This is a genomic window from Paenibacillus sp. MDV22-iso6, assembly GCF_058408365.1.
In genome coordinates, this window is sequence record NZ_JBZVDZ010000001.1 from 152,133 (window position 1) to 176,936 (window position 24,804).

22 protein-coding genes are annotated in these 24,804 nt (G+C 47.4%); 17 read left to right on the forward strand and 5 right to left on the reverse strand.

Features of this window, described 5'->3' with window-relative positions; all coding sequences use genetic code 11:
- The first annotated feature begins 2 nt into the window (after nt 1–2).
- The 6 genes from AC4PM4_RS00775 (at nt 3) to AC4PM4_RS00800 (ending at nt 8,545) form a co-directional block, all read left to right on the forward strand.
- On the forward strand, nt 3–788 hold the full coding sequence (locus AC4PM4_RS00775) for an ABC transporter ATP-binding protein (protein ID WP_491612458.1): 786 nt from the start codon (nt 3–5) through the stop codon (nt 786–788).
- Nucleotides 772–1,830, forward strand: a complete 1,059-nt coding sequence (locus AC4PM4_RS00780) for a pyridoxal-phosphate-dependent aminotransferase family protein (RefSeq protein ID WP_491612459.1) — start codon at nt 772–774, stop codon at nt 1,828–1,830. Before AC4PM4_RS00775 ends, AC4PM4_RS00780 begins: the two co-directional genes overlap by 17 nt.
- A 2-nt stretch (nt 1,831–1,832) precedes the next feature.
- A complete protein-coding gene (locus tag AC4PM4_RS00785; protein ID WP_491612460.1) occupies nt 1,833–2,975 on the forward strand; it encodes an amidohydrolase family protein in 1,143 nt (380 codons plus the stop codon).
- A 505-nt stretch (nt 2,976–3,480) separates the two neighbouring features.
- Nucleotides 3,481–4,650: a glucose-1-phosphate adenylyltransferase gene (locus tag AC4PM4_RS00790; RefSeq protein ID WP_090805747.1), complete on the forward strand. Its 1,170-nt coding sequence runs from the start codon at nt 3,481–3,483 to the stop codon at nt 4,648–4,650.
- Between the two features lie 27 nt (nt 4,651–4,677).
- Complete coding sequence (glgD, locus tag AC4PM4_RS00795; protein ID WP_491612462.1) at nt 4,678–5,781, forward strand: glucose-1-phosphate adenylyltransferase subunit GlgD; 1,104 nt, start codon at nt 4,678–4,680, stop codon at nt 5,779–5,781.
- Between the two features lie 331 nt (nt 5,782–6,112).
- Nucleotides 6,113–8,545, forward strand: coding sequence for a glycogen/starch/alpha-glucan phosphorylase (locus AC4PM4_RS00800; protein ID WP_090805749.1), 2,433 nt, complete (start codon nt 6,113–6,115; stop codon nt 8,543–8,545).
- A 111-nt stretch (nt 8,546–8,656) separates the two neighbouring features.
- Here AC4PM4_RS00800 and AC4PM4_RS00805 read toward each other — a convergent pair whose 3' ends face one another.
- The gene (locus tag AC4PM4_RS00805) at nt 8,657–9,466 is read right to left on the reverse strand and encodes a CPBP family intramembrane glutamic endopeptidase (protein ID WP_491612463.1); all 810 of its coding nucleotides are present in this window, start codon (nt 9,464–9,466) and stop codon (nt 8,657–8,659) included.
- Nucleotides 9,467–9,757: 291 nt separating this feature from the next.
- Here AC4PM4_RS00805 and AC4PM4_RS00810 point away from each other — a divergent pair, with 291 nt between their 5' ends.
- The 10 genes from AC4PM4_RS00810 (at nt 9,758) to AC4PM4_RS00855 (ending at nt 20,374) form a co-directional block, all read left to right on the forward strand.
- Entirely contained in the window at nt 9,758–9,907 is a 150-nt protein-coding gene (locus AC4PM4_RS00810; protein WP_491612465.1) for a hypothetical protein, read from the forward strand.
- A gap of 43 nt (nt 9,908–9,950) precedes the next feature.
- The gene (locus tag AC4PM4_RS00815) at nt 9,951–10,409 is read left to right on the forward strand and encodes a VanZ family protein (RefSeq protein WP_090949437.1); all 459 of its coding nucleotides are present in this window, start codon (nt 9,951–9,953) and stop codon (nt 10,407–10,409) included.
- Between the two features lie 120 nt (nt 10,410–10,529).
- Complete coding sequence (locus AC4PM4_RS00820; protein ID WP_491612466.1) at nt 10,530–12,221, forward strand: glycoside hydrolase family 13 protein; 1,692 nt, start codon at nt 10,530–10,532, stop codon at nt 12,219–12,221.
- Nucleotides 12,222–12,310: 89 nt separating this feature from the next.
- Nucleotides 12,311–13,003, forward strand: a complete 693-nt coding sequence (locus AC4PM4_RS00825; protein ID WP_064638869.1) for a metal-dependent hydrolase — start codon at nt 12,311–12,313, stop codon at nt 13,001–13,003.
- A 240-nt stretch (nt 13,004–13,243) separates the two neighbouring features.
- Nucleotides 13,244–14,596 (forward strand): C4-dicarboxylate transporter DctA, encoded by a 1,353-nt coding sequence (gene dctA, locus AC4PM4_RS00830; protein WP_072732559.1) that lies wholly within the window; start codon nt 13,244–13,246, stop codon nt 14,594–14,596.
- A gap of 312 nt (nt 14,597–14,908) precedes the next feature.
- Nucleotides 14,909–16,630, forward strand: coding sequence for an alpha,alpha-phosphotrehalase (gene treC, locus AC4PM4_RS00835; protein ID WP_491612467.1), 1,722 nt, complete (start codon nt 14,909–14,911; stop codon nt 16,628–16,630).
- A 29-nt stretch (nt 16,631–16,659) separates the two neighbouring features.
- The gene (gene treP / locus AC4PM4_RS00840) at nt 16,660–18,672 is read left to right on the forward strand and encodes a PTS system trehalose-specific EIIBC component (protein ID WP_079694493.1); all 2,013 of its coding nucleotides are present in this window, start codon (nt 16,660–16,662) and stop codon (nt 18,670–18,672) included.
- Between the two features lie 274 nt (nt 18,673–18,946).
- Nucleotides 18,947–19,801, forward strand: coding sequence for a chemotaxis protein (locus tag AC4PM4_RS00845; protein ID WP_072732562.1), 855 nt, complete (start codon nt 18,947–18,949; stop codon nt 19,799–19,801).
- Between the two features lie 29 nt (nt 19,802–19,830).
- Nucleotides 19,831–20,094 (forward strand): YkgJ family cysteine cluster protein, encoded by a 264-nt coding sequence (locus tag AC4PM4_RS00850; RefSeq protein ID WP_491612468.1) that lies wholly within the window; start codon nt 19,831–19,833, stop codon nt 20,092–20,094.
- 76 nt (nt 20,095–20,170) lie between these two features.
- The gene (locus tag AC4PM4_RS00855; RefSeq protein WP_064638863.1) at nt 20,171–20,374 is read left to right on the forward strand and encodes a hypothetical protein; all 204 of its coding nucleotides are present in this window, start codon (nt 20,171–20,173) and stop codon (nt 20,372–20,374) included.
- A 74-nt stretch (nt 20,375–20,448) separates the two neighbouring features.
- Here AC4PM4_RS00855 and AC4PM4_RS00860 read toward each other — a convergent pair whose 3' ends face one another.
- The 3 genes from AC4PM4_RS00860 to AC4PM4_RS00870 form a co-directional block, all read right to left on the reverse strand.
- Nucleotides 20,449–20,784 (reverse strand): AbrB family transcriptional regulator, encoded by a 336-nt coding sequence (locus tag AC4PM4_RS00860; protein WP_488730885.1) that lies wholly within the window; start codon nt 20,782–20,784, stop codon nt 20,449–20,451.
- 26 nt (nt 20,785–20,810) lie between these two features.
- Nucleotides 20,811–22,142, reverse strand: coding sequence for an MFS transporter (locus tag AC4PM4_RS00865; protein WP_465116225.1), 1,332 nt, complete (start codon nt 22,140–22,142; stop codon nt 20,811–20,813).
- Nucleotides 22,143–22,219: 77 nt separating this feature from the next.
- Entirely contained in the window at nt 22,220–22,924 is a 705-nt protein-coding gene (locus tag AC4PM4_RS00870; protein WP_465116226.1) for an O-methyltransferase, read from the reverse strand.
- 138 nt (nt 22,925–23,062) lie between these two features.
- On the opposite strand from AC4PM4_RS00870, the gene AC4PM4_RS00875 reads away from it, so the two are divergent.
- Nucleotides 23,063–23,959, forward strand: a complete 897-nt coding sequence (locus tag AC4PM4_RS00875) for a LysR family transcriptional regulator (RefSeq protein WP_090949453.1) — start codon at nt 23,063–23,065, stop codon at nt 23,957–23,959.
- A gap of 29 nt (nt 23,960–23,988) precedes the next feature.
- Here AC4PM4_RS00875 and AC4PM4_RS00880 read toward each other — a convergent pair whose 3' ends face one another.
- The gene (locus tag AC4PM4_RS00880; protein WP_491612469.1) at nt 23,989–24,714 is read right to left on the reverse strand and encodes a YoaK family protein; all 726 of its coding nucleotides are present in this window, start codon (nt 24,712–24,714) and stop codon (nt 23,989–23,991) included.
- Nucleotides 24,715–24,804: the final 90 nt, after the last annotated feature.

Here is a 24,804-nt window from a genome sequence, read left to right on the forward strand (position 1 = left end):
CTATGGAACTAGCTTTGCAGGTTCAGAATGTTACGGTTCAATATGGTGACTTTACTGCGCTGGATAACATCACACTAAATCTTCAGAGGCATACCACGCTTGGTCTTGTTGGTGAGTCCGGTTCGGGCAAATCTACCCTTGCGAGAGTCATTGCCGGGTTAATTACGCCAGATGAGGGGCAGATTTTGCTGGGAGATCAGCAATTAAAGAAGAAGAGAAGTCGTGAGCAGTATAAAAGCATACAGATGATCTTCCAAAATCCGGATGCTTCACTGAATCCCAAACATTCCATTCGGCAGATTCTTGCTGAAGCGCTGTTGTTTCATCGCATTGTAGACCGTTCACAGGTGGAGAAAAGATCGAGAGATCTCTTGGCCCGTGTTCAGTTGGAAAGCAGGGTACTGGACAAGTATCCGCATGAATTCTCCGGCGGTCAGCGCCAACGGATCGCCATTGCACGTGCATTAAGCGTAGAGCCGAGTCTGCTAATTGCGGATGAGCCGACAAGTGCACTGGATGTTTCTGTGCAGCGGAGTGTGCTCGATCTGTTCAATTCACTTAAGAGGGAACTTAATCTTACGTTACTGTTCATTTCTCATGATCTTGGAGTTATCCATGCCATTAGCGATACGGTAGCAGTCATGCGGCAGGGTCAGCTTGTGGAGATTAGTCCCAAAGATCAATTCTTCACACGACCTGAAACGGCATACAGCCGAGAGCTGCTGTCCGCAGTTCCAAAGATGCCGAAATCAAGTTCTTTAGGAGGTTTATATGAGCCAACAATATAAAGGAAACATACCCCTTACCCTGTCGGAATACGATACGCTTACACAATTGCTCTCCAGGCTCTTGTCTACGAAGTATCCTCCTGTGATCATCCCGGGTGAGGCCATCTTGGGCATAGAGGCCGTGGCAGCTGGAATATCTGCACCGGGTCGTACGATAGTTAATGTCGTAACAGGGCCTTATGGCAGTTTGTTTGGTCAGTGGCTTGAACGTGGAGGGGCAACGGTTATTGAAGTCAAAGTTCCTTTTGATGAAGTTGTACCTGTGGAGAAGGTAGCTGCTGCGATTGAAAAGTATCAACCGTCCGCACTATCCTTTGTTCAAGCAGAGGTGGTTACAGGTGGATCGAATCCCGCAGAAGAAATCATAAAGATTGCGCGTGCCCATAACCTGATTACGGTGAGCGACTCTGTATCAGCGATTGGGGGAGAGCCTCTGCCGGTCGATGAATGGGGTGTTGATTTTGTAGCTGTGGGTGCACAAAAAGCCCTGGCTGGGCCTAACGGCATCAGCGCAGTAAGCATTTCGCCGCGTGGATGGGAATTTCTCGAATCCAATGCGCATGCACCGCGCAACTCCATCCTGTCTTTGCTTGATCTGAAGCCACCAGGCGATGGGGCTGCACCCGTCCGCGTTCCTCCCAACATTCCAACGCTGGAAGCCAGAGCACTGATTTTGGCTTTGACAGCTATTGAGTCTGAAGGCTTGGAGCAGGTGATCAAGCGTCATGAACAGGCTGCGTTATCTGCTATAGCGGGAATTCAGGCCCTGGGTCTGGAGCCTTGGCAAAAAGATAACAGAACTTATTCGACTCTCACAACCACGGTTCGAATTTCCGGGGAGGAGAAGTTGCATATCGATCAGCCGATCGGCATCGTTGCTCCGGGGGATGGGGAACTTTTTGGTCAGCTTCTGCGAATTAATCATTTTGGAGTTAATGCGTCCTTGGCAGGAGTGGAGGAAGCTGTTGCGACCATTGCGGCATTATTGAATGAGGACCATGAGCATGCAGTCCAGGCTGTTCGCCTCGTTTGGGGGAAATGAATATGACCCAGGTAAAATCGGAAGAGCAAAGCTTCAAACATATCTTTATAGCAGGCATTAAAGGCAAACGGTTCGATATCTCGATTCAGAATGGCCGGTTTGCATCTGTTACAGAATCCGTGCCGCAGAATGATAACTCATCGCTTCCGGGTACAGATATATGGATAAGTCCCGGAGTTATTGATCTTCATACGCATCTAGCCTGGACAGACTTTGACCATGCGGATCAATTAAAGCGTGACAGCCACGAGGTTGAAGTGATGCAAGCGCAAGCTTTTGCAGCCACCCTCCGGACGGGAGTAACTACGGCTCGTGATGCAGGTGGAATGTTACCAAGCACTGCTCGACATCTCGCTCAGCACTATCAACACCCCTTAAGAGTTGAAACCAGCAGTGAAATGCTGGGAGCGGCAGATGCCCGTGGTGTGAAGCATCTAGAACAACGGCTGAACGGAATTTTTGATACAGGCGCAGGATGGGTTAAAATTATGGCTACAGGTGGGCTGGGAGCCCCTACGGAACAAGTGCTCGATCCTGTATTTTCGGAGGAAGAGTTCGCATTCATCGTTCGACATGCCCATGCCAACCATAAAAAGGTGCTGGTTCATACCTGGGGTGGAGTGACGATAGACTGGTCTATTCAGGCCGGGGTGGAATCGGTGGAACATGGAATGTTCTTATCAGAGGATCAGGCGGGCAGGCTTGCGCAGTCCCGAACGGCCTTTGTGCCGACCACATCGATATATCGTATTGCCGCAGATCCAAAAGGCGTGCTGGCGTTGCCTACTGTCATCAGTGATCGTGCAGCGCGCGCTGCAGAAGCTCATTCTACTGCCATCGGATATGCCAAAAGAGCAGGAGTCCGTTTCGGTTTCGGTACCGATTACGCCACACCTTCACTGCATGGCTATAATCTGCAAGAACTGGATACGCTGATCGATTATGGCCTGACCCGGGCAGAGGCGTGGCAATCTGCGACGTCAAACGCTGCTGATATTCTGGGTCGTGGCAACGAATTGGGACAGATTGCAGAAGGCTATATTGCCGATGCTATTATTTTCAATGCCGATCCGTATCAAACGGAAAATGCAGATCAGCTGCAGGAGAGCATCGTATCCGTAATTATTGGAGCGCAGAAACCATAACTTGGTTTCTGCGTTTTTTCTTTACTCGTGAATGCAGTGAGCGCTATGTTGCTTCGGAGGAGTAGGTTTTCTGGCGAATATTAAGCGATAAATAAATCCCCAAAAGTTTTCCAAAAGGATTTTGCAGACCCATCAGCGAATACAATATTTAATAACAGCGGCATAAAGGAAGGAGTGATATCCACTTAAACTTTTGTCGAAGTTTTCCAGCAAGATTCCTCAGCCCGTTTCGTGTTTAATGTTATATAGGAGTAGTGTATTGCATTTTACACGGGTACACCTTGATTTTTACATCCACCTATCACCTCTACACAACAAGTACAGGCAATTCTGCATGTATCATCTACTTTCAGACATTACAAAGAATAACGTTTGGCTGGAATTTCCGAGCAACATAGTCTGTACAGCATGCTCCTAATCATGACAAAAGTGTCCACACAACAGCATATCGGATTATGGGCTCTGAAATGATTTAGAACGAATGCACATGGAGGAGGCTGTAATGATGGCAAAAAAAGAAGTTGTAGCGATGCTGCTCGCTGGAGGGCAAGGCAAAAGATTAAAGGGACTGACCAAATCACTGGCCAAGCCTGCTGTTTATTTTGGCGGAACCTACCGCATCATTGATTTTCCTCTAAGTAATTGCTCCAATTCTGGCATCGACACGGTCGGTGTATTGACCCAATACGAACCACTGGTGCTGCACTCTTATATCGGCATTGGCAGTGATTGGGATCTGGACCGCAAAAATGGCGGGGTATATGTACTTCCTCCTCATGAACGTGAAGACGGCAGTAGCTGGTACCGCGGTACGGCGGATGCGATCTACCGTAACCTGAATTTTATCGAACAATTCGATCCTGAGCATGTGCTCATCTTGTCAGGGGATCATATCTATAAAATGGATTACGAGAAAATGCTTCAATACCATAAAGAAAAGGATGCAGATTGCACCATATCGGTCATTGACGTTCCGTTGGAAGAAGCCAGCCGGTTCGGGTTGCTCAACACCCACGATGATTATCGCATCTATGAATTCGAAGAAAAACCTCCTGAACCCAAGAGCACGCTTGCTTCCATGGGTATCTATCTCTTCAAGTGGGATGTACTGAAACGCTTCCTGATCCAGGACGAACAGCAGGCATCCACCTCCTATGATTTTGGCAAAGATATCATTCCCTTGCTGCTTGAAAATGAAAAATCACTATACGCTTATCCATTTGAAGGGTATTGGAAGGACGTCGGTACAATCCACAGTCTGTGGGAATCCAATATGGACCTGCTGGATGAGGAAACGCCGTTTAACCTGAACGATCCGGATTGGCGTATCTATACTCGTAATCCGAATCAGCCTGCGCAATATATTTCACCATCGGCGAAGGTACGGAATTGCATCATCAGTGAAGGTAGTGTGGTACATGGTGAGGTTAAACACTCGGTGTTGTTCTACGGTATTGAGGTGGGAGAGAACAGTTCCGTAACCGATTCAGTGATCATGCCAAAAGTGAAGATCGGTCAAAATGTACGCATTCACAAAGCTATTATTGCCGAAGGATTGGTGATCCCGGATGGAGTACATCTGTCACCCGCCCCTGAGGATGAGAGTGATATATTACTGGTCGATCAGGAAGAACTGGAACGTCAGCTTCTCGAGGGAATGACAAGTAAAGCCTAATCTAAACCCCAAAGGACGGTGCATGCGATGAAACCATTGATCGGAGTTATTAACCTTGACCATGAGCTTGAGGAATTGAAGGAATTGACGTACTTTCGCTGCGGAGCCGCGGTGCCTTATGCCGGTCGTTACCGTCTGATTGATTTTGTGTTATCCAATATGATGAATGCTGGCATTGAGAGTATCGGCGTATTTGTACGTCGCAAGTACCGTTCACTCATGGATCATCTGGGAGATGGCAAGCCGTGGGATCTGGATCGCAAGCATGGCGGCATGTTTATTTTGCCACCGGACTGGAACGATCCAACCGATACGTCACAAGGGGATTTGCAGCATTTTCACAATAATCTCGATTTCTTCCGCCGGGGTTCAGGGCAATATGTAGTCCATGCAGGTAGTCGGCACGTAACCAAAGCAGATCTGCAGGATGTATACAGGTACCATATAAGCAAAGGCGCGGATGTAACGCTGGTCTGCAAAAAAGTGGATCAACTGCTGCCTGAGCATAACGCCTGTGTCAAAGTTGAAGATGACGGGAACGGTAATGTGGTGGACATTCACCAAAGCGCTGATCACCCGAATATATATACAGAAATTTTCATTATGGAAAAAGAACTGTTCCTGCGCCAGGTGCAGCGCTGCATCGCTCATGGGGAAAGCCATTTCTTCCGTGATGTGATTCAGAAAAATCCGGATGGCTTGAACATTGCTGCGTATGCCTATGATGGCTATCACGCCGTGATCAATTCGATTGATAGCTATTACCGCAACAGTCTGGAATTGTTGAATAGCGGATTGTATGAGCAGCTGTTCAAGGAACAGCCTGTTCAAACCAAGATTAAATACGAGGCACCTGCCAAATATCTGGACTCTGCTGAGGTCAAACATTCCTTGCTCGCGAACGGCTGTATTGTGGGTGGGGAAGTGGAGGACAGCATCCTGTTCCGTGGGGTGCATGTGGCGAAAGGTGCCAAAATTAAAGGTTCCATTATTATGCAAAAATGCTACATCGGAGAAGGCGCCGTTCTGGAGAACGTCATTCTCGACAAAGATGTGAAGCTAAGCGGCGGCCAGACGCTGATCGGCGACCCGTCGAACCCATATATTCTGGCGAAGAGTACTATTATCTAATACCAACACTTAACCGATATCATCTATAAATATATATAAAATAAAAATCCTGTAGGATGGATTTAAGGTTCATGAGCGAAAGTTGAAATGCAACTTCGATTGTGCTTGCCAACGTGCAAACGTAGTGCAGGGAACGAAATCGATTCTGAAGAAGCGTAGCGTTCGCCTTTATCACTGTATTTTCACATCTGAATAATAGAATAAAGAAAATACAGGGATAACAGCGATCGAAAGAACGATTCGTACCCGTAACGGCCACTTTGCAGAACATTGAGCACTTGAGTGTATGAACCGCCACATCCTACAGGATTTCACCGGGAGGAACCTTCTTTTGTTTGACAACAAGGAAACGTTCAAGAGTATTTTTAGACGCAATCTGGTCAGCAAATTGGGCAAACCACTAGCAGAAGCAACGCAGGAGGATGTCTATCACGTACTTGGAAGCATGATCCGCGAATATGCGGGTCAAGATTGGGCGGCGTCGAATCAGGGGTTTAAGCAGCGCCAGGATAAACAGGTCTATTACTTCTCGCTGGAATTCCTGATTGGACGTCTGCTCGGCAACAACCTGTTAAATGTGAATGAATTGGAACTCGTTCGTGACAGTCTGGCTGAATTGGGTTTCTCTTTGGAAGAAGTGGAAGAACAGGAAGCGGACGCAGGGCTCGGCAACGGAGGTCTGGGAAGACTCGCGGCCTGTTTTCTGGATTCACTGGCTTCCCTTGGCTATGCAGGACATGGATGCGGAATCCGATATAAATATGGCTTGTTTGAGCAAAAAATTATTAACGGCAATCAGGTGGAATTACCCGATAATTGGCTCGAGAAGGGCAATGAATGGGAAGTGCGCCGTCCGGACAAAAAGGTGGAAGTGCAGTTCTGGGGCCGTGTGGAGGCTTATGAACAGGATGGGCATTATCAATTTGTCACGAAGGATGCCGAATCAGTTGTAGCTGTACCATATGATGTGCCTGTGATTGGTTATGGCCAGCCCCATGTAAACACCTTGCGATTGTGGAGTGCGGAGCCCAAGCGGGAGACTTCGCTTGATACCCCTTCGAACTATTACGGATATCTGGATTATAGCCGTTCGGTAGAATCGATCTCGGAGTTCTTGTACCCGGATGATTCCCAATACGAGGGCAAGCTGCTCCGTCTGAAACAGCAATATTTCATGTGCTCGGCAGGCGTACAGAGTGCTTTGCGTACATTTAATAAGCTGGAGCTTTCGTATGATCGATTGCCGGATAAAGTGGCGTTCCATATCAACGATACGCATCCAACACTCGTGATTCCCGAACTGATGCGCATTCTGATCGATGTCAAAGGCTACGGATGGGATGAAGCATGGGATATTACGACCCGCACCGTATCATATACCAACCATACAACGCTAAGTGAGGCGCTTGAAAAGTGGCCTGTAGCCATGATCAGCAAGCTGCTGCCGCGCATTTACATGATTATTGAAGAGATAAACAAACGCTTCTGTGGCATGCTGCTCGAACGTTATCCCGGAGACCAGGATCGTATCCAGCATTTGGCGATTGTTGCGAATGATCAGGTACGGATGGCTCATCTGGCGATTGTGGGCAGTCATAGCGTCAACGGTGTCGCAGCATTGCATACCGAAATATTGAAGGAACGGGAAATGGCTCCGTTCTATGCACTATATCCCGAGCGCTTCAATAACAAAACCAATGGCATTACCCATCGCCGCTGGCTAATGCATGCCAATCCGAAGCTATCGAATCTGATCACAGATACGATTGGAAGTGAGTGGATTAGGGAGCCGGGCAGACTGAATGAGCTGGTAGGCGTTGCAGACGATGCTTCATTCCAGCAGCAGTTCCATTCCATTAAACGTAATAATAAGGAGCGACTGGCCGCGTACATCCTGGATCATACCGGGAAGGCGGTCAATCCGGATTCCATCTTTGACGTACAGGTGAAAAGGCTGCATGGATACAAACGGCAGCTGCTGAACATTCTGCATGTTATGCATTTGTATAACCGTCTCAAGAGCGATGCTTCGTTTGATATCGTGCCACGTACGTTCATTTTTGGAGCTAAGGCAGCGCCGAGTTATTATTTTGCCAAGAAAATTATCAAGTTGATTAACACGGTGGCAGATACGGTCAATCGTGATGCTGCTGTGAAAGATCGTCTACAGGTATTTTTCCTGGAAAACTACTCGGTCTCTCTTGCCGAGAAAATCATTCCTGCCGCGGATGTCAGCGAACAGATTTCAACCGCAGGTAAGGAAGCCTCCGGTACGGGGAACATGAAGTTTATGATGAACGGAGCGTTAACCATTGGTACCATGGACGGCGCAAATGTCGAGATGGCAGAGCAGGTTGGTCAAGACAATATGTTTATCTTTGGTCTGAGTGCAGACGAGGTGCTTGAATATTACCGATCCGGCAGTTATCGGCCGAATGAGATTGTACAGCAGGATGAACGAATTCGTGAGGTCGTGGAGCAGCTGGTACACCCAGGAGTGTTCTGTGAGCGTGATGGTGAATTCTGGGATATCTATGATTCCTTGCTGGCTCATGGTGACGAGTACTTTGTGTTACGTGACTTTGCTGCCTATGCCGATGCGCATGCTGCCATTGATTCGGCGTACCGCGATGTATCGGGCTGGACACGCAAGGCAGTGCTGAATACGGCTCATTCCGGCATTTTCTCCAGTGATCGTACCATCAGTGAGTATGCGACTGATATCTGGGGCATTCATCCGGTGTCCGGACACTGGAAAGCTTAAATAAGTAGTATTTAACAATGAAATCCCCTTGTACATTAGGTTGATCTCTGTTGGGTTCATATACCTTCATCAGAGATCACTCCTTATTGCACAAGGGGATTTTTGTATGAATCAGCCGACTGGTCGTGACACACTTTGTGCGTTATCGCGCCGCTTTTCACGACGAAGGATGATCGGAACCGTGATCACTGCAGCGATCACCAACAACGGAGCTAGTAAACCAGCGATGGGTAACGCCGATGCGCCATTCGCTGAGAAGACGCTCAAGTCCCAGAACCCGTGCAGGAATATGGAGGCCACGAGTGATCCGGTAGACCGCCGAGCAAGATAGAAGATCGAACCAAGGCCAAAAGCGATCACTACCTGGAACAGGGCACCCGCTCCGATACCCCAGAACATGTTCGGCAGGTGGAAGACTGCGAACATCGCTGTTGAGAGCAGCCAGACCCCGGTTTCGCCGAATCGGCTGCGCAGAGCAACAATTAACTGACCTCGGTTGATCATCTCCTCATTGAAGCCAACCATGATACTGCCGAAAATGAGATACAGCCACATGAGGGGGGTGACCCGGCTGAAATCGCCGGTCAGCATATTCACGATCGCGATGACCATCATGATGATCGGCAGAGTCATTGTCCATCGAGAAAGACGCTGCCTTTCAACCAGGCTAGGACGCCACCATCCGTAGATCGTGACCATTGTGATGGTCAGCACCGCACCGCCGGACAGCGGTGCTATATACCAGAGAAGAAGGGTCCGCTCACTCTCACCCACTCGCGTGTAGTCGATGCCGTTGAGCAAAAAGATCGCGTAGAAAACTGCGCTGTAGAGGAAATATGTGAGAACTGCCCATCCAACGCGGGGACGAACCCGAAGGGCAGGGTCCAAAGTTTCTTGCAGCTTGTCCCTATTAATTGACATGATAAACACTCCCACTATACATTAATATTTTTTCATTTGCTCTTGTTTTTTTAAGATTTTAACTTCGATTGAGTCAAGATATAGTCCCGCTAAGTCTTTGGAAACAGTGCCGACAGCTGCCTCATTTACAATTCTAATTGCCCAAGTTAAATAGAAGCTAACGAAATGGATAAAAACCAGCTAAATTTTCACTGCTGTAGTTTAGGTTCTGTTTAGGTAACGATGGGGTAGGATGAGGCAGACAGTTGAAGGGCTTGCTCTAGTAAAAAACATATTATATTTCCTCTCTTGATGAACAGCATGGAAAATGACAAAAAAGTACTGAAGCCTAGCTATTTTCCCATTGAAATTCCTGGCGGTTTATATGCCGGGTTCACGGTGGATGTATGGAACTCCACGCCTGAGCAGCTGGACATGAAGATCGATATCCCTTTAAAATAGACCTTACCGCTCCGCGGGAAAAAAGGTCGGAGGAATTCAGACAATGAACGAACGTTCGTGGCTCCACTCCAGGTGGATGCTCACAATCGTCGCATGTATGGCATTGTTATATGTGTTGATTATGGGTAACTTGCTCTTTGTCAGCGGGAGAACGCCTGGCGTGAATTATCAATATAATCTGGTACCATTAGAGACAATCAAGCCTCTTCTTTTTCAGAAGAACAGATACCATACGGAAGCCTGGGTGAAGAATCTGTTCGGGAACATTGTTTTGTTCATCCCGCTTGGGATATGGATTCCCTGGTTATTCCGCAGGTGCCGAAAGTTTTTACCATTTACAGGTATTGTCGTCTTACTTTTGTTAGCTGTTGAGATTATGCAATTGATTACCCGTGTTGGTTCGTTTGATGTCGATGACATTATTTTGAATACAGTGGGTGCCTGGATTGGATACATAGGGTTTGCCTTATTCATCTTCTCACAGAGAAGGACTCGAAAATGAACTGCGAATAGCAGTTAATGATCGGGTCTTTTTGTGTTCATGGATCTTTTCTGTTTATAAGAGGGACATTTCGGATAAAACATACTAACGGGTTATATAGTAAAGAGTGATGAAAGCGAGGTGGTCTATATCGTTTGGTGGAAAGAGAGTGTGGTGTACCAGATCTATCCCAACAGCTTCAAAGATTCGGATGGGGACGGTCAGGGTGACTTGCAGGGGATATATGACAAGCTCGATTATTTGACTGATCTGGGCGTGGATGTAATTTGGATTTGTCCAATCTACGATTCACCTGGTCATGATAACGGATACGATATCCGTGATTATTACTCCATTTTACGTAAGTATGGCACGATGGAGGATTTTGACCGTTTGCTGGCTGAGGCGCACAAGCGCGGTCTCAAGATCATGATGGATCTGGTGCTGAATCATACGTCGGATGAACATGCGTGGTTTGCCGAGTCACGTTCATCGAAAGTGAACCCGAAACGGGACTATTATATTTGGCGTTCAGGCAAAAATGGTCAGGTTCCAAACAACTGGGAGTCCTACTTTGGGGGTTCTGTGTGGAAGCTTGATCCGGAGACGAATGAATATTATTTGCATCTCTATACAGAACACCAGCCTGACCTGAATTGGAACAATCCACAGATGGCAGAAGAGATGTATGAGATGGTGCATTGGTGGTTGCAAAAGGGTGTGGATGGTTTCCGTTTCGATGCGGTGGCGCATATCGGCAAGGCGGAGGGGTTACCCAGCGCACATAATCCGGATAATCTGCCGGTCGTTCCTGCGTACCAGCTTTTTTCCAACCTCGAGCAGGTGCATTCGATTCTGAATAAACTTAATGACATGATCCTGAAGCCGTATGGTCCAATGACTGTTGGAGAGACTTCCGGGCTTGGACCGGAACAGGCGCTGGCCTATGTTGGGACAGATCGGAATGAGCTCAATATGGTGTTCCAGTTTGAGCATATGTTTGTGGACGCTCAATCATCTGGAATCGGCAAATGGAACTATCGAGAGTGGAAGCTGCCCGAGCTGAAAGAAATTATGAGCCGCTGGCAAACCGTGCTGCATGGCAGAGGCTGGAATGCCAATTATATGGGCAATCATGACCAGCCGCGTCCGGTATCCCGTTTCGGTGATGATGGAAAGTACAGGGTGCGCTCTGCCCAGATGCTGGCTACTTGGATGCTCACCCTTGAGGGTACGCCTTACATTTATCAAGGGGAAGAAATCGGCATGACCAATGTTGCTTTCCCAGATATTGAGGATTATCGAGATATTGAAACGATGAATTATTATCGGCAGCATATTGGACAAGGGCGAGCGAAACATGAAGTCATGCAAGCGATCTGGCGCAAGAGTCGTGATAATGCCCGTACACCGATGCAGTGGGATGATACGAAACATGCCGGATTTACCGATGGTGAGCCATGGATTCAGGTGAATGCGAATTATCCTGAGATTAATGTGGAGGATGCTGAACGTGATCCCCATTCCATTTTGCATTATTACCGCAAACTAATCGCTCTTCGCAAACAACATAAAGTACTTATCTATGGGGAATACGAGCTGCTTTTGCCCGATGATCCCGATATTTATGCCTATACCCGGACGCTGGATGATGAGCAGATGCTTGTTATTCTGAATTTCCGTGAACATGAGCCTGAGATGCAATGGCCTGAAGGTTGGAACGATGAAAATGCCAAGACGGTCATTAGCAATGTCAGCAGACGATATTCCACCGATAAGGGTGCGATACTTCTTCAGCCATATGAAGCACGGGTTTATCGAATGCAGAGATGAGACATCATTTTGCTTTGGCGAAGAGTTTTGAATTATAATATGGGTTGAAAATCAAATCAAACGAACGCATATGTCAGGAGGATACCAAGTTGCTGAATATTACTTACCACGGACACTCCAGTGTACAACTGGGCACAGAAGAGAAGTCGTTGATCATTGATCCTTTCCTGCGTGGCAATGAACTTGCTGTCACCAAACCGGAAGACATCAAGACCGATGCCGTTTTACTGACACATGCACATATGGATCACATTTTGGATGCTGAACCCATCGCCAAGGCTAACAATGCTAAGGTGGTTGCGATTGTGGAACTGGCTACATATATGTCATGGAAAGGCCTGGACACCCTTGGCATGAACATGGGTGGAACGGTGGATCTTGGCTTTGCGCAAGCCAAAATGATTCAGGCTTTCCATACGTCCGGTATCGTACTGGAAGAGGAACAACGGATCATGTACGCAGGATTGCCTGCAGGATATATTATTAACATTGGTGGCAAAACCGTTTTGCATGCCGGAGATACTAGCCTGTTCGGTGATATGAAAATGATTGGTGACCGCCATGATATCGACGTAGCACTATTGCCTATTGGTGGACATTTCACCATGGGACCGGAGGATGCACTGCAGGCTGCTGAATGGTTCAATGCCAAGCTGACGATTCCGGTGCATTATGATACGTTCCCGGTTATTCGTCAGGATGCCGAGAAGTTTGTGGAGCAGCTTGCTTCCAAAGGTCTGGAAGGCCGTGTGCTGGCACCGGGACAATCCCTTACCCTGTAATGCTCTATTAATCACTGTTCAATCATAAAAGCAATACAAAGCTAAAGACGAATATCACGTCAAGATAACTGACGTGATATTCGTCTTTTTTCGGTTTCAAGTTCAATTTAGTACTCCATAGTTGGTCTGAATGACAAAAACCGTGAAATCCCATTGTTGAAGTTCATGCTCAAATGTTATAAAAAATTACACGGAAACCAAATGGAAATCCGAATTGACCTAAAAACAGGGGGAGCGTTCATGTCATTCGTGAAATCATTGTTTTTTCAAATTATTGTAGCGGTTATCATCGGGATTGGTGTAGGCATTCTGTGGCCTGATCTGGGTAGTCTGCTGCAGCCGCTCGGAACAGGTTTTATCAAGTTGATCAAAATGATCATTGCTCCATTAATCTTTATGGTTATCGTGACAGGCATTGCCAAAATCGGTGATCTGAAATCGGTTGGACGCATTGGATTCAAAGCCATTCTGTGGTTTGAAATCGCAACGACGGTTGCCCTCGTCCTTGGACTTGGCACAGCCAATCTGCTTCGTCCGGGTGCAAGCATGAATGTGGACCCCTCGACCCTTGATGCAAGTGGCATCGAAGCCAAAACCAATGGCTCTGAACTGCCGCATGTGGTCGACTTTATTATGAATATTATTCCAACAAGTGTTGTAGATGCTTTTGCACAAAATGCATTGTTGCAAGTGCTGCTCGTTGCCTGTTTGTTTGGGGTAGCCTTGGCAGCAACGGAAAGTAAGGCGAAGGAGAATGTGCTGACGTTGATTGAAAATGTATTGGGAATCTTGTTCCGCATTATTGGGTACATTATGAAACTGGCACCAATCGGAGCATTCGGCGCCATGGCGTACACGGTTGGAGCATATGGGGCATCCACACTCTCCTCCTTCGGTTTGCTGATTATTGCCTGTTACGGAGCAGCGTTACTGTTTCTGGTGATGCTTGCACTGGCTGCCTGGTGGATCACAGGGCTGAACTTTCTGCAATTTGTAAAATATACACGTTCCGAAGTGATGCTTGCGATTGGTACAGGTTCCTCGGAAGTCGTTATGCCCCGCATGATGGACAAGTTGACCAAGGCAGGATGTGACCGTGCTGTCGTCGGTCTCGTTGTCCCGACAGGGTACTCGTTCAATCTGGACGGAGCCTCGATCTACCTATCGCTAGCGACGGTTTTTCTGGCTCAGGCGGTTGGCATTGATCTGACACTGGGACAAGAAATTACGATTTTACTGGTTTTAATGCTTAGCTCCAAAGGTATGGCGGGTGTACCTGGCTCCGCATTCCTTGCTCTGTCTGCTACAGCTGCAGCCCTGAATGCATTCCCAGTAGCGGCTGTTGCCTTACTGCTAGGTGCAGACCGCTTCATGGATACCATGAGAGTATTCACGAATTTGATGGGCAACTGTGTTGCGGCATTTGTCGTGGCGAAATGGGAAGGGCTGTTGGACCAAAAACGTATGCGGGCCGTGCTTTCCGGGGAGATTAGTGCAGAAGAGCTGGAGAGAGAAGAACAAGCATCCTTGTCCTCGGTGAAGTTGAACAAAAGGGAACAGGGAAAAGGAATGGTTTCAACGGACATACTGTAAGAAACAGGAATTAAACGAGATCCGTATGAATTTTTAACTCATCATATCTTTGAATATGAACCGTCTGTTTACCCGCATGAAATCATGGGATAACAGACGGTTTTTTCGTTTAAGATACAGATATCATGGAGTTCTCGAACGCAAGCTTCAAAATAATTGTTACAGAGGAATCATTAATGGGGAATGTGTAGAAGAGGAAAAAGATAGCATATTGAAGTTTCAACTTGTATATACATGTTTAGTTATGTAATATATAAATGGAGTTAGGCCAAGAGAACCACATAAGCAATACAATTTATTGGAGGCGTTAACATGAGTTCAACCAACACAACTTCATCATCGTGGTGGAAGACTTCCACGGTGTATCAGGTATATCCCAAGAGTTTCAACGATACAACTGGATCGGGTACCGGAGACATTCGGGGATTGACCGAAAAGCTGGATTACTTGCAACATCTCGGTATTGATATCGTGTGGCTGCAGCCCGTATATGTCTCTCCACAGCATGATAACGGTTATGACGTAGCGGACTATTATCGGATTAATCCTGATTTTGGTACGATGGAAGATTTTGACGAACTGCTTAAAGGTCTGAAGGCACGTGACATGAAGCTGATGATTGATATCGTGGTGAATCACTCTTCTACGGATCATGAGTGGTTCCAGCAATCACGTTCTTCCAAGGATAACCCATATCGCGATTATTATATTTGGAAGGACCCTGCTCCGGATGGTGGTGTGCCGAATAACTGGCAATCCAAGTTCGGCGGACCTGCATGGCAGTTTGATAAGCAGACAGGACAATATTTCCTGACGTTGTTTGACAAAACACAGGCTGATTTGAATTGGGAGAACGAGCAGGTACGTAAGGCAGTACGGGACATGATCAAGTTCTGGGCGGAGAAGGGTGTAGATGGTTTCCGTATGGACGTCATCAATCTGATCTCCAAGGACCAGCGTTTCCCCGACGATGATGGTAGCGTTTCCCCAGGCGACGGACGCAAGTTCTACACCGATGGACCACGTGTGCATGAGTACATTACAGAGATGTATGAAGAGGTGTTTGGACCACACAATATGGTAACGGTTGGGGAGATGTCCTCCACTACGCTGGAGCATTGCATCAAATATTCAAACCCTGCTTCCCGGGAATTCTCCATGACGTTTAACTTCCACCATCTGAAAGTGGATTATCCGAATGGACAGAAGTGGGAACTGATGCCTTACGATTTTGAAGCGATGAAACAGTTATTTAGTGAGTGGCAGACAGGAATGCAGGCAGGTGGGGGATGGAATGCGTTGTTCTTGAACAACCATGATCAACCGCGGGCGTTGTCTCGTTTCGCCGATGATGGCGATTACCGTGCTGAGAGTGCCAAAATGCTCGCTACGACCATTCATGGCATGCAGGGAACACCTTACGTATACCAAGGTGAAGAGATCGGGATGCCGAATCCGGTCTGGAATGACGTTAGCGAGTTCCGTGATATTGAATCAACCAATATGTACCGACTGCTTCAGGAAGAACGGGGCAAATCCGCTGAGGAGGCATTCCAAATTGTGAAAGAGCGTTCCCGGGACAATTCCCGGACACCGATGCAATGGGATGGAAGCGAAAATGCCGGATTTACAACGGGTACACCGTGGATCAAAGTGGACGAACGATATCCGTCGATTCATGTGGCCCAGCAGATGGCAGACCCGAACTCGATCTATTATCATTATCGCAAGCTGATTGCTCTGCGCAAACAGGTTGGTGTGCTGACCGACGGTCTGTATGAACGTTTGGACGATGCACACCCAGACGTATTCGCATATGCGCGGACCAATGGAAGCGAGACGCTGCTTGTGGTATCCAACTTCAGCAAGCGGGACGTAAAATTTGCTTTCTCTGAAGCCGTCTGGAATGACCACATTGCGGGTAAATCCGCAGAGCTGCTGATTGGCAATACGGAAGTATCGCCTGCACTTGAGCAAGAAATCTCCCTGAGCCCGTATTCATCCTATATGTGGCTTGTACCGCAACAGGACTAATTCACATTATATAAATGGGAAGTGACAATATGGCAATTGATAAAAAACAGGTTGAGGAGATCGTTCGCGCGGTCGGCGGCAAAGATAATATTGAAGCTGCAACGCATTGTGTCACACGCCTCCGGTTCGCCCTATACGACGAAAGTAAAGTAGATACGGAAAGTCTGGAACAGAACGATCTGGTCAAAGGACAGTTCTCCTCACAAGGACAATTCCAGGTGGTCATCGGACCTGGGCTTGTGGATAAAGTGTATGATGAAATGATTCAGATTACCGGGGGCGAACGTGCTTCCAAGGATGACGTGAAGGCTGTTGCGGGTAAAAAGCAAAACCCGATTCAGCGTGCGATCAAAACACTATCGGACATTTTCATCCCGATCCTGCCAGCCATCATCACGGCCGGTCTCTTGCTCGGTATTAATAACATTCTGACAGGACCAGGCATATTCTTTGATGGAAAATCACTGGTGGATGTATATCCGGCATGGAAGGATCTCGCATCTATTATTAACACCATTGCGAGCACAGCCTTTACCTTCCTGCCTGCGTTAATTGGTTGGTCCGCTGTAACAAGGTTCGGCGGCAGTCCGTTGCTCGGGATTGTACTTGGTCTGATCCTGGTACATCCCGATCTGCTGAGTGCTTATGGCTACGCCAATGCAGTCAACGAAGGCACCGTGCCTACGTGGAATCTGTTCGGCTGGCATATTGAGAAGATCGGTTATCAGGGGCAGGTTCTGCCGGTATTGGTATCCGCCTATCTGCTTGCCAAGCTGGAGATTTTCCTGAACAAAAGGGTGCATGATTCGATCAAACTGCTTGTAGTTGCACCTGTCACTTTATTGATTACGGGATTCCTGGCATTTACAATCATTGGTCCAGTTACATTTGCCATTGCGAATGGAATTACATCCGGCTTGATCTATATTTACGATTCATATGCGGCTCTTGGTGGTCTGATCTACGGTGGACTATACGCATTGCTCGTTATTACAGGAATGCACCATACGTTCCTAGCGGTAGACGTACAGCTGATTGGTAGCCAAGGCGGAACGTTCCTGTGGCCGATGCTGGCACTGTCCAATATCGCGCAAGGTTCTGCCGCACTTGCTATGATGCTCGTGCTTCGTGAGAAGAAAATGAGAGGACTTGCGGCAACTTCATCCGTTTCAGCCTTCCTCGGGGTAACCGAGCCGGCGATCTTCGGGGTGAATATCCGTTATCGTTATCCGTTTATCTTCGGTATGGTCGGTTCTGCGATCGGCGGTGTACTGCTTACGATGAATAATGTTCAGGCAACCTCTATCGGTGTAGGTGGCGTACCTGGATTCTTGTCCATTTTCCCGAACAAATGGGGAGTATTCTTCATCGGTATGGCGATTGTACTGGTTGTTCCGTTCGTATTGACTGTTATTTTCGGAAGAGCGAAGTTGAGAAAAGAAGACCGCAACGCAGATCAAGCTACTGTAGCTGGTGGTCAAACACCTACAGCGAAATCAGCTTCTAGCACAACTACAACAAATGCAGTTGCAGAGCCACGCACACGCAGTATTGCTCAGGTGGCGGATGAGCCTGTGAATACACTGGAAATCATGGCACCATTAACTGGTATAGCTGTTCCGCTTGAACAAGTACCTGATCCGGCGTTTGCGGAAAAACAAATGGGTGAAGGGGTTGCCATTGAACCTTCTGGCAATCAGGTTGTTGCCCCGTTTGATGCTCAGGTTGCCCATGTCATCAAGAGCAAACATGCTGTCATTCTTGAGCACGCGAGTGGCTTGCAGATTCTGATTCATGTCGGAATTAATACGGTATCGCTCAAAGGCGAAGGTTTTAACATGCATGTTGAAACTGGAGAGAAGGTAAGAGCCGGGCAAACGTTGCTTGAATTCGACCGTAAAGTGATTGAAGCTGCGGGATATCCGCTCATTACGCCAATCATTATTCCGGACGGTCAGGACATGGTTGATCGGGTGGAGGTCACTACAGGTGATGTTACATCCAATCAGAACGGTGTGCTTAAGGTACATCTGAAAGGTTAAGTACACGAACAAATGGGGAGCTGCGATATTCGCAGCTTCTTTTTTCATCTTGAAACCGAGATCAAGCTGAACGCATACCAATTTGTATGGGTTTACTCTTTATGGATTTCGTTTTTTTTATTGGTTACGTGGTAAACTGTATCTAGGATACATGTGGCAAAATCTCATGTTTGCAACGATCGGAAAGCTTGTTCATTAGGACTATGCATGTTCAGGTTGAGAAGTTCATATGGTTCAAAGAGAGTGGCTAGTCAATGGACGGAGGAGGAGAGCCATGACTCGTGTTGCGGTAATGGTCATTCATGGTCTGGGTATGCAAAAGGAAAATTATGCGGATACACTGATTTCGCGATTGCATAAGGAATTGGATCAGGTTATGGTGTTGCCGGGAGCAGCCAAACAGATGCTGGATATTGAGCCCGTATTTTGGGCTGACGTATTTGAGGATCGGGAAGAGGCGCTGTTTCAGCAGCTTGTCAGCTCTCAGGGATTGAACTATCAAGTGTTGCGTCGATTTGTTATACATTATCTGGCTGATGCCGTCGCGTATCAACCTGTGGAAAATCAAGGGCATAACTATGATGCGGTACATTATACGCTGAATCGGGCGATGCACGCACTTGCACAACGAAATGGGCCAGAAGCTCCACTCTGTATCATTGCACATAGTTTGGGAGCTGTGATTGCAAGTAATTTCTTCTATGATCTGCAATATCCGTCTAGTCGCACGCCCTCCATCGTGGATGTTACTTCCGCATTGGAACGGGGAGATACCTTAACGAGCTTTTATTCCTTTGGAACGACATTGCCATTATGGAGCTTACGGTATCATGATTTTAGCCGGCCGATTCAGGTACCTTCACCGTTGGCAGGGCAGTACTTTCCTGGGCTTGAAGGGGAATGGATTAACTTTTATGATCGGGATGATATTCTGGGTTACCCACTGCGACCTATTGATCCGGCCTATGAGGCAGCGGTCAACGAAGACGTGGAAATTAACTCTGGCGGTGTAATTGGGAGCTGGAATCCGTTGAGTCATGGTGGATATTTCTCGAATGGAACCATGAATCGGAGAATTGCACAGGGTTTGGCTCGAACCTGGACGTGGGTGAATCGTGGATCACGTTAAATGTCAGATATGGAGGGAGGATAATAATTATGGAATGCAGGACAGGCTGTGCCGCATGCTGTATCGCGATTTCTATCTCATCGCCGATACCCGGGATGGCTGACGGCAAGCCCGCAGGTGTGCGCTGTGTACAACTGACGAAGGACAATCGCTGCGGAATCTTTGGTCAGAAAGAGCGCCCCGATGTATGCAGAGGATTACAGGCTTCGGAAGAGATGTGTGGCAGCACAGATCAGGAGGCGTTTGAACGATTGAGCTGGCTGGAACAGGAAACTGCCCCGAGTTCAGCGTGACAGAGTTGTTTTGAGGGAAAAGGATAATTATACTTAATATGGAAGGGGTTTGAGAAAAGAAAGGGGTATGGGATGAATGGGACTTGCCAAACGGTTTGTAATGGTCGTTGTGAATATGATTGGAGAACTGTGGATGGGATTCTACAGGCGAAACTCAGACTTCTATGACAAGCAGACTTCAGAGTCAAAAAGCAAACTTGGCTATTATGCATTTATTATTGGGGCGGCCGCTGTAACTGTGGGCATTGTGAGTTGGATGTATAGTCGGGTTTATTCATAAAATGAGCAAACAAATAAAAGAGAGTATCCGCAGTCTGGAAATCAGTCGGATACTCTCTTTGGTGTGTCCACTTCCTATTTACTTGACCGAAGAATGGTGCTCGCCCCTTTTTTCCTCAACATATGCATGAGAATCATCTTAAGGAGCGAAGAGACGATAAAGAATATAAATAAGATGCGAAACAACTGATATCCGGACACCACCGATAGGTTGGCATTGACTTCATGGGCCATGATGCTCATCTGATCCATTCCGCCAGGTACCATGCTCAACAATGATGTAGCGGCCGAGAGAGAGAACATCCTCATTAATATATAGCTCAAGCCAAGCCAACCTGCAATGAGGAGAACACTGCTTGATCCTTGGACGGGGATTGGCTCATTACGAAGCAGGACAGGGAGCTGATTCATCCACTGTCCTATTGAATGGTTATCATTTATCTGTTCGCGGCAAGAACACGGGCAGATGGCTTCGGTTCTTTGAACATCATATAGTACATCAGCGATGAAATCACGTATAAACTGCCTGTAATGCTGAACGTGATCGCGTAACCCCAGTACGTGCCATAAGTGGTTACCAGGTAGGATTGAACGGGTCCCATCGTAGCCCATCCGATCATAAAGGCAGTCTGCATCAGTGAATTGGCGATTCCACGGCGTTTGTCCGATACTCTGTCCACCAGAATGGCGGATTGAATCGGATTAGCTGCATTCATCAGCGCTTGTCTAAATAAGAAACTCACTGATGCGATGAGCAGCAGATTCGTAAAGCCAGTCAGCAGCAGGAAGGGCAGTGACATGATCTGGAAGATGACGACAGCTCGAACACTTCCCACCTTGGCCGCAAGTGTAGGTCCAATCAGCATCGATACAATGGTCATGATCTGACCCAATGAAATGAGCAGACTCATGGCACTTAAGGATACCGAAAAACGGTTGGTGAAATACAGATTCAAATAAGGCACAACCAGTCCTGAACCAAAACCGATTAATAATTGGGTTATGACAAATTGACCGATCAAACGGGAATCTTTCTTTTGGCTAAGGGTATCGTTCTTGCTGCTTTGTTCTGCGGAATGAGCGACATCCTGTTTGCCATCCGTTGCAGATGTTGCAGATTCAGTGACAGGTTGCGCCGGAGTATCCGCTTGTGGTGCCTTCTTATCCTCGGATACAAACAACATCGGAATAAACGCAACCAGTGTAGCTGCCCCACCTACGAACAATACCGTTTGCAAACCAGTGACTTTGGCAAGGCCAGCCGTATGAAGCAGGTCTGCAAATATGCCACCACCCAAGCTGCCAAGTACCTGAGAAGCTAGTACGAGGCAGGAGTAATAGCTGAACATCTTCAGTCGTTGACTTTTCTTCACATTCTCAGCGAGGAAGGGAATGGCCAGTACCTGAAATACGCCAGCGAAAAGTCCTGAAAATACAGCAAACCAGATCAGTCCGCTGGCAGAATAATCGAAGGAACGGCCAATCAGAAATATTCCGCTGAACAAGGCGCCGGTAATCAGCAGCCGCTTACGGCTGAAGAAATCGCCGCATAGTCCGATGGGAACAAACATAATCGCTGTCGCAAGTGATTGAATACTTACAATCTGGCCGTTCATTGTATCATTGTAGCCGAGACCCTGAATGTACAGATTGTACAAGACAGAGAACATGCCATTTCCGATCTGATACAAGATGCTTGCCAGAAAAAACAATTGAATATTGCGGGACCAGCCCCGAATTTCAGCATGAATCTGTTGTAGAAGTCTCAAGTGGTTTCCCCCAGTCTGCCTGTGCAGTGATTTTAGTTTAACAGGAATGGGGGATTTGCGGAAGAATTGACCACTGTTTATTTTGCAGTAGGGGATTCCAGCACTCGGGCAATCACGAATCCATCGTAGCCTTTAGTGCCTACAGTTTGCAGTGCGGTAGCTTCAAGACGTGGATTATCTGCAATTAATTTCAGGAATGACTGAACGCCCTGAACTCTGTTGTCCGTACTGTTTGCATTGATAACTTCACCGTCCCTGACGATGTTGTCACCAATAATCAGACTTCCCGGACGAGCCAGACGCAGCGCCCATCGCAAATAGTCGGGATTACTCGGTTTGTCAGCATCGATGAAGATGAAATCAAAGGGTTCTCTGTACTCTTCCTGAACGTCGGGAAGAGTAGTCAGGGCAGGACCTACTCGAAGATCAACCTTGTGCATAAGTCCTGCACGCGTGATGTTGGTTCGTGCCATCTCTGCATGGCGTGGATCTGCTTCCAGTGTGACGATACGTCCGTTTTCGGGAAGGGCTCTAGCCATCCAGATCGTACTGTATCCGCCAAGCGTCCCGATTTCCAGCACACGAGTTGCGCCTTGTATTTGAAGCAGGAGTTGAAGTAATTTCCCTTGATTAGGTGCTACATCATGAGCGGGCAAGCCGGCTTCCGCATTGGTAAGTAGTGCCTGCTCCAGCAGGAGATCCGAGGGGATTAATAAGGTGTTCAAATAGTTGTCGACTTGACTCCAGGTTTGCTGTTGAGTAGAACCATTCACATTGTTCATCGTTACATGTTCCTTTCCGATTGCATGTATTGGATTTCATACTTCAACTATAAAGGGAAGAAATGCATAAATAAAATATATATTATGTATGTTAATATAACTTTAGATTATATACTTCAAGTGAAGAAGGTGTTGCGGTTGAATTTGCACGGATTACGATTGTTTCATGCCATCGTGAGATATGGAGGAGTCACGCGTGCGGCGGAAGAACTCAACATTAGCCAGCCAGCGGTATCCTCTCAGGTGAAGAAGTTTGAGCGGGAATTGGGCATTCAACTATTTGCTTCGGAGGGGAGAAGACTGGTTCTTACCGATGCGGGAATGCAATTAACAGGCTACGCGGAACGTCTGTTCATGCTGGAGCAGGATGTAGAGAACTTTGTGCAGGATTTTCGTGCAGGCAAGAAAGGGCTGATTCGCCTTACCGCAACCTATTTGCCCTCGAATTTTCTGCTGCCGGGCTGGATTGCCCGTTTCAAGCAAATGCACGAGGATGTGGAGCTGGTTGTGAGCACAACCAATACTCGGATGGCTTTTGACCAACTGCTGCGTTATGAGGCCGAGATTGCGGTTTATGGTGGAAGTGGCATTACACATTCAGGTGTTCATTGGGACGAATTGTTTGAAGATGAAATGTGGTTTGTGGTACATCCCGATCATCCCTATGCGGGAAAGGAAATTGAGCTTCGGGAGATGGTGGCAGAGCCTTTCATTATGCGTGAAGAAGGCAGCGCTACACGGGAGCGTCTGGTCTCTCTCTGCACAACAAATAACCTGGCCGCTCCCCGCATTGCGCTTCAGTTCAATGGGTTGAACGAAACGATTAGTGCGGTGAAGGCAGGTTATGGAGCCAACTTTATTTCTTCTCTGGTCGTAAAGGAAGATGTACAACAGGGCAGGTTGGCACGTGTATTCGTTCGAGGTGTACAGTTGAAAAACACCGTAGCCGTCTGTACACGAGCAGGGGAAGTGTTATCTCCTGCTGCACAGCATCTGGTTGAACTCATCAGACAAGAAGCATCATTAATGAAATGAATAGTTCAATAATGGCATGAGAGCTAACGTTAAATGTCATCCGTCGACGTTGCTTTGGTCGTTCCTCTGGAGTATAACCGTGCGTACAGGGTGACTCCTCCAACGATCAGAACAGGTATCCAGAATGCCATCATGGGTACGTGGTGGAACAACATCGCAGCTAGAATAACGCCGCCCAAATAGATCACAACGGCACCTGCGCGAAGGTATGCATCTGCTGATAGCGCTTTGACCAGCGAGCGGATATTGGCGTGTCGCAGTCGCTGAAGGATGCTTACCGCATCCTCAACCACGGCGGCCAGATTATTGGTAAGCACGGTCGTTGAGATACCGGCAATCCCAATGCGGCGTGCCGCAGTCGTTTGCATCCCCATGGCGGTGGCCAGCATAGCAATCAGCAAATAGGATACTTGTTCCGAATAAGGACTGATCATAGCGATGGCAAAGAGCAGAAGCAATATACTTTCTACAGTGAACACAGCTGTGACCCTGGAAGACCAGCCATTTTTCGTCTGCACATGTCCGATCATGTATGCCGCAATGGCATTACCAGCAATAAAACCAATGAGGGCAAGGAGTGCACGCAGCACAACCAATTCCTGAGCACGGGCAATCGCGATCCCCAGCAGCACAATATTACCCGTCATATTGGCTGTAAGCACATGCCCTAGTCCCAGGTATCCGATCACATCAACCATTCCAGCAGACATGCATAACAGCAGCATTGCGTACTTTTGGAGGGTATTTTGATTCATAATCATCCGTCCTTTCAAAAAAACGTAACCCCTCCAGTATACATCCACAACGCATGATCCTTCAAAATGAAGTTTATGATGAAGCCCAAT

Coding starts and splice junctions, on each gene's coding strand:
- AC4PM4_RS00850 (WP_491612468.1), top strand. CDS start 19,831: ATGGAATGCAGGACAGGCTGTGCCGCATGCTGTATCGCGATTTCTATC.
- AC4PM4_RS00790 (WP_090805747.1), top strand. CDS start 3,481: ATGGCAAAAAAAGAAGTTGTAGCGATGCTGCTCGCTGGAGGGCAAGGC.
- AC4PM4_RS00775 (WP_491612458.1), top strand. CDS start 3: ATGGAACTAGCTTTGCAGGTTCAGAATGTTACGGTTCAATATGGTGAC.
- treP (WP_079694493.1), top strand. CDS start 16,660: ATGGCAATTGATAAAAAACAGGTTGAGGAGATCGTTCGCGCGGTCGGC.
- AC4PM4_RS00810 (WP_491612465.1), top strand. CDS start 9,758: ATGAACAGCATGGAAAATGACAAAAAAGTACTGAAGCCTAGCTATTTT.
- treC (WP_491612467.1), top strand. CDS start 14,909: ATGAGTTCAACCAACACAACTTCATCATCGTGGTGGAAGACTTCCACG.
- AC4PM4_RS00860 (WP_488730885.1), bottom strand. CDS start 20,784: ATGAATCAGCTCCCTGTCCTGCTTCGTAATGAGCCAATCCCCGTCCAA.
- AC4PM4_RS00845 (WP_072732562.1), top strand. CDS start 18,947: ATGACTCGTGTTGCGGTAATGGTCATTCATGGTCTGGGTATGCAAAAG.
- AC4PM4_RS00780 (WP_491612459.1), top strand. CDS start 772: ATGAGCCAACAATATAAAGGAAACATACCCCTTACCCTGTCGGAATAC.
- AC4PM4_RS00880 (WP_491612469.1), bottom strand. CDS start 24,714: ATGAATCAAAATACCCTCCAAAAGTACGCAATGCTGCTGTTATGCATG.
- glgD (WP_491612462.1), top strand. CDS start 4,678: ATGAAACCATTGATCGGAGTTATTAACCTTGACCATGAGCTTGAGGAA.
- AC4PM4_RS00805 (WP_491612463.1), bottom strand. CDS start 9,466: ATGTCAATTAATAGGGACAAGCTGCAAGAAACTTTGGACCCTGCCCTT.
- AC4PM4_RS00870 (WP_465116226.1), bottom strand. CDS start 22,924: ATGAACAATGTGAATGGTTCTACTCAACAGCAAACCTGGAGTCAAGTC.
- AC4PM4_RS00855 (WP_064638863.1), top strand. CDS start 20,171: ATGGGACTTGCCAAACGGTTTGTAATGGTCGTTGTGAATATGATTGGA.
- AC4PM4_RS00785 (WP_491612460.1), top strand. CDS start 1,833: ATGACCCAGGTAAAATCGGAAGAGCAAAGCTTCAAACATATCTTTATA.
- dctA (WP_072732559.1), top strand. CDS start 13,244: ATGTCATTCGTGAAATCATTGTTTTTTCAAATTATTGTAGCGGTTATC.
- AC4PM4_RS00815 (WP_090949437.1), top strand. CDS start 9,951: ATGAACGAACGTTCGTGGCTCCACTCCAGGTGGATGCTCACAATCGTC.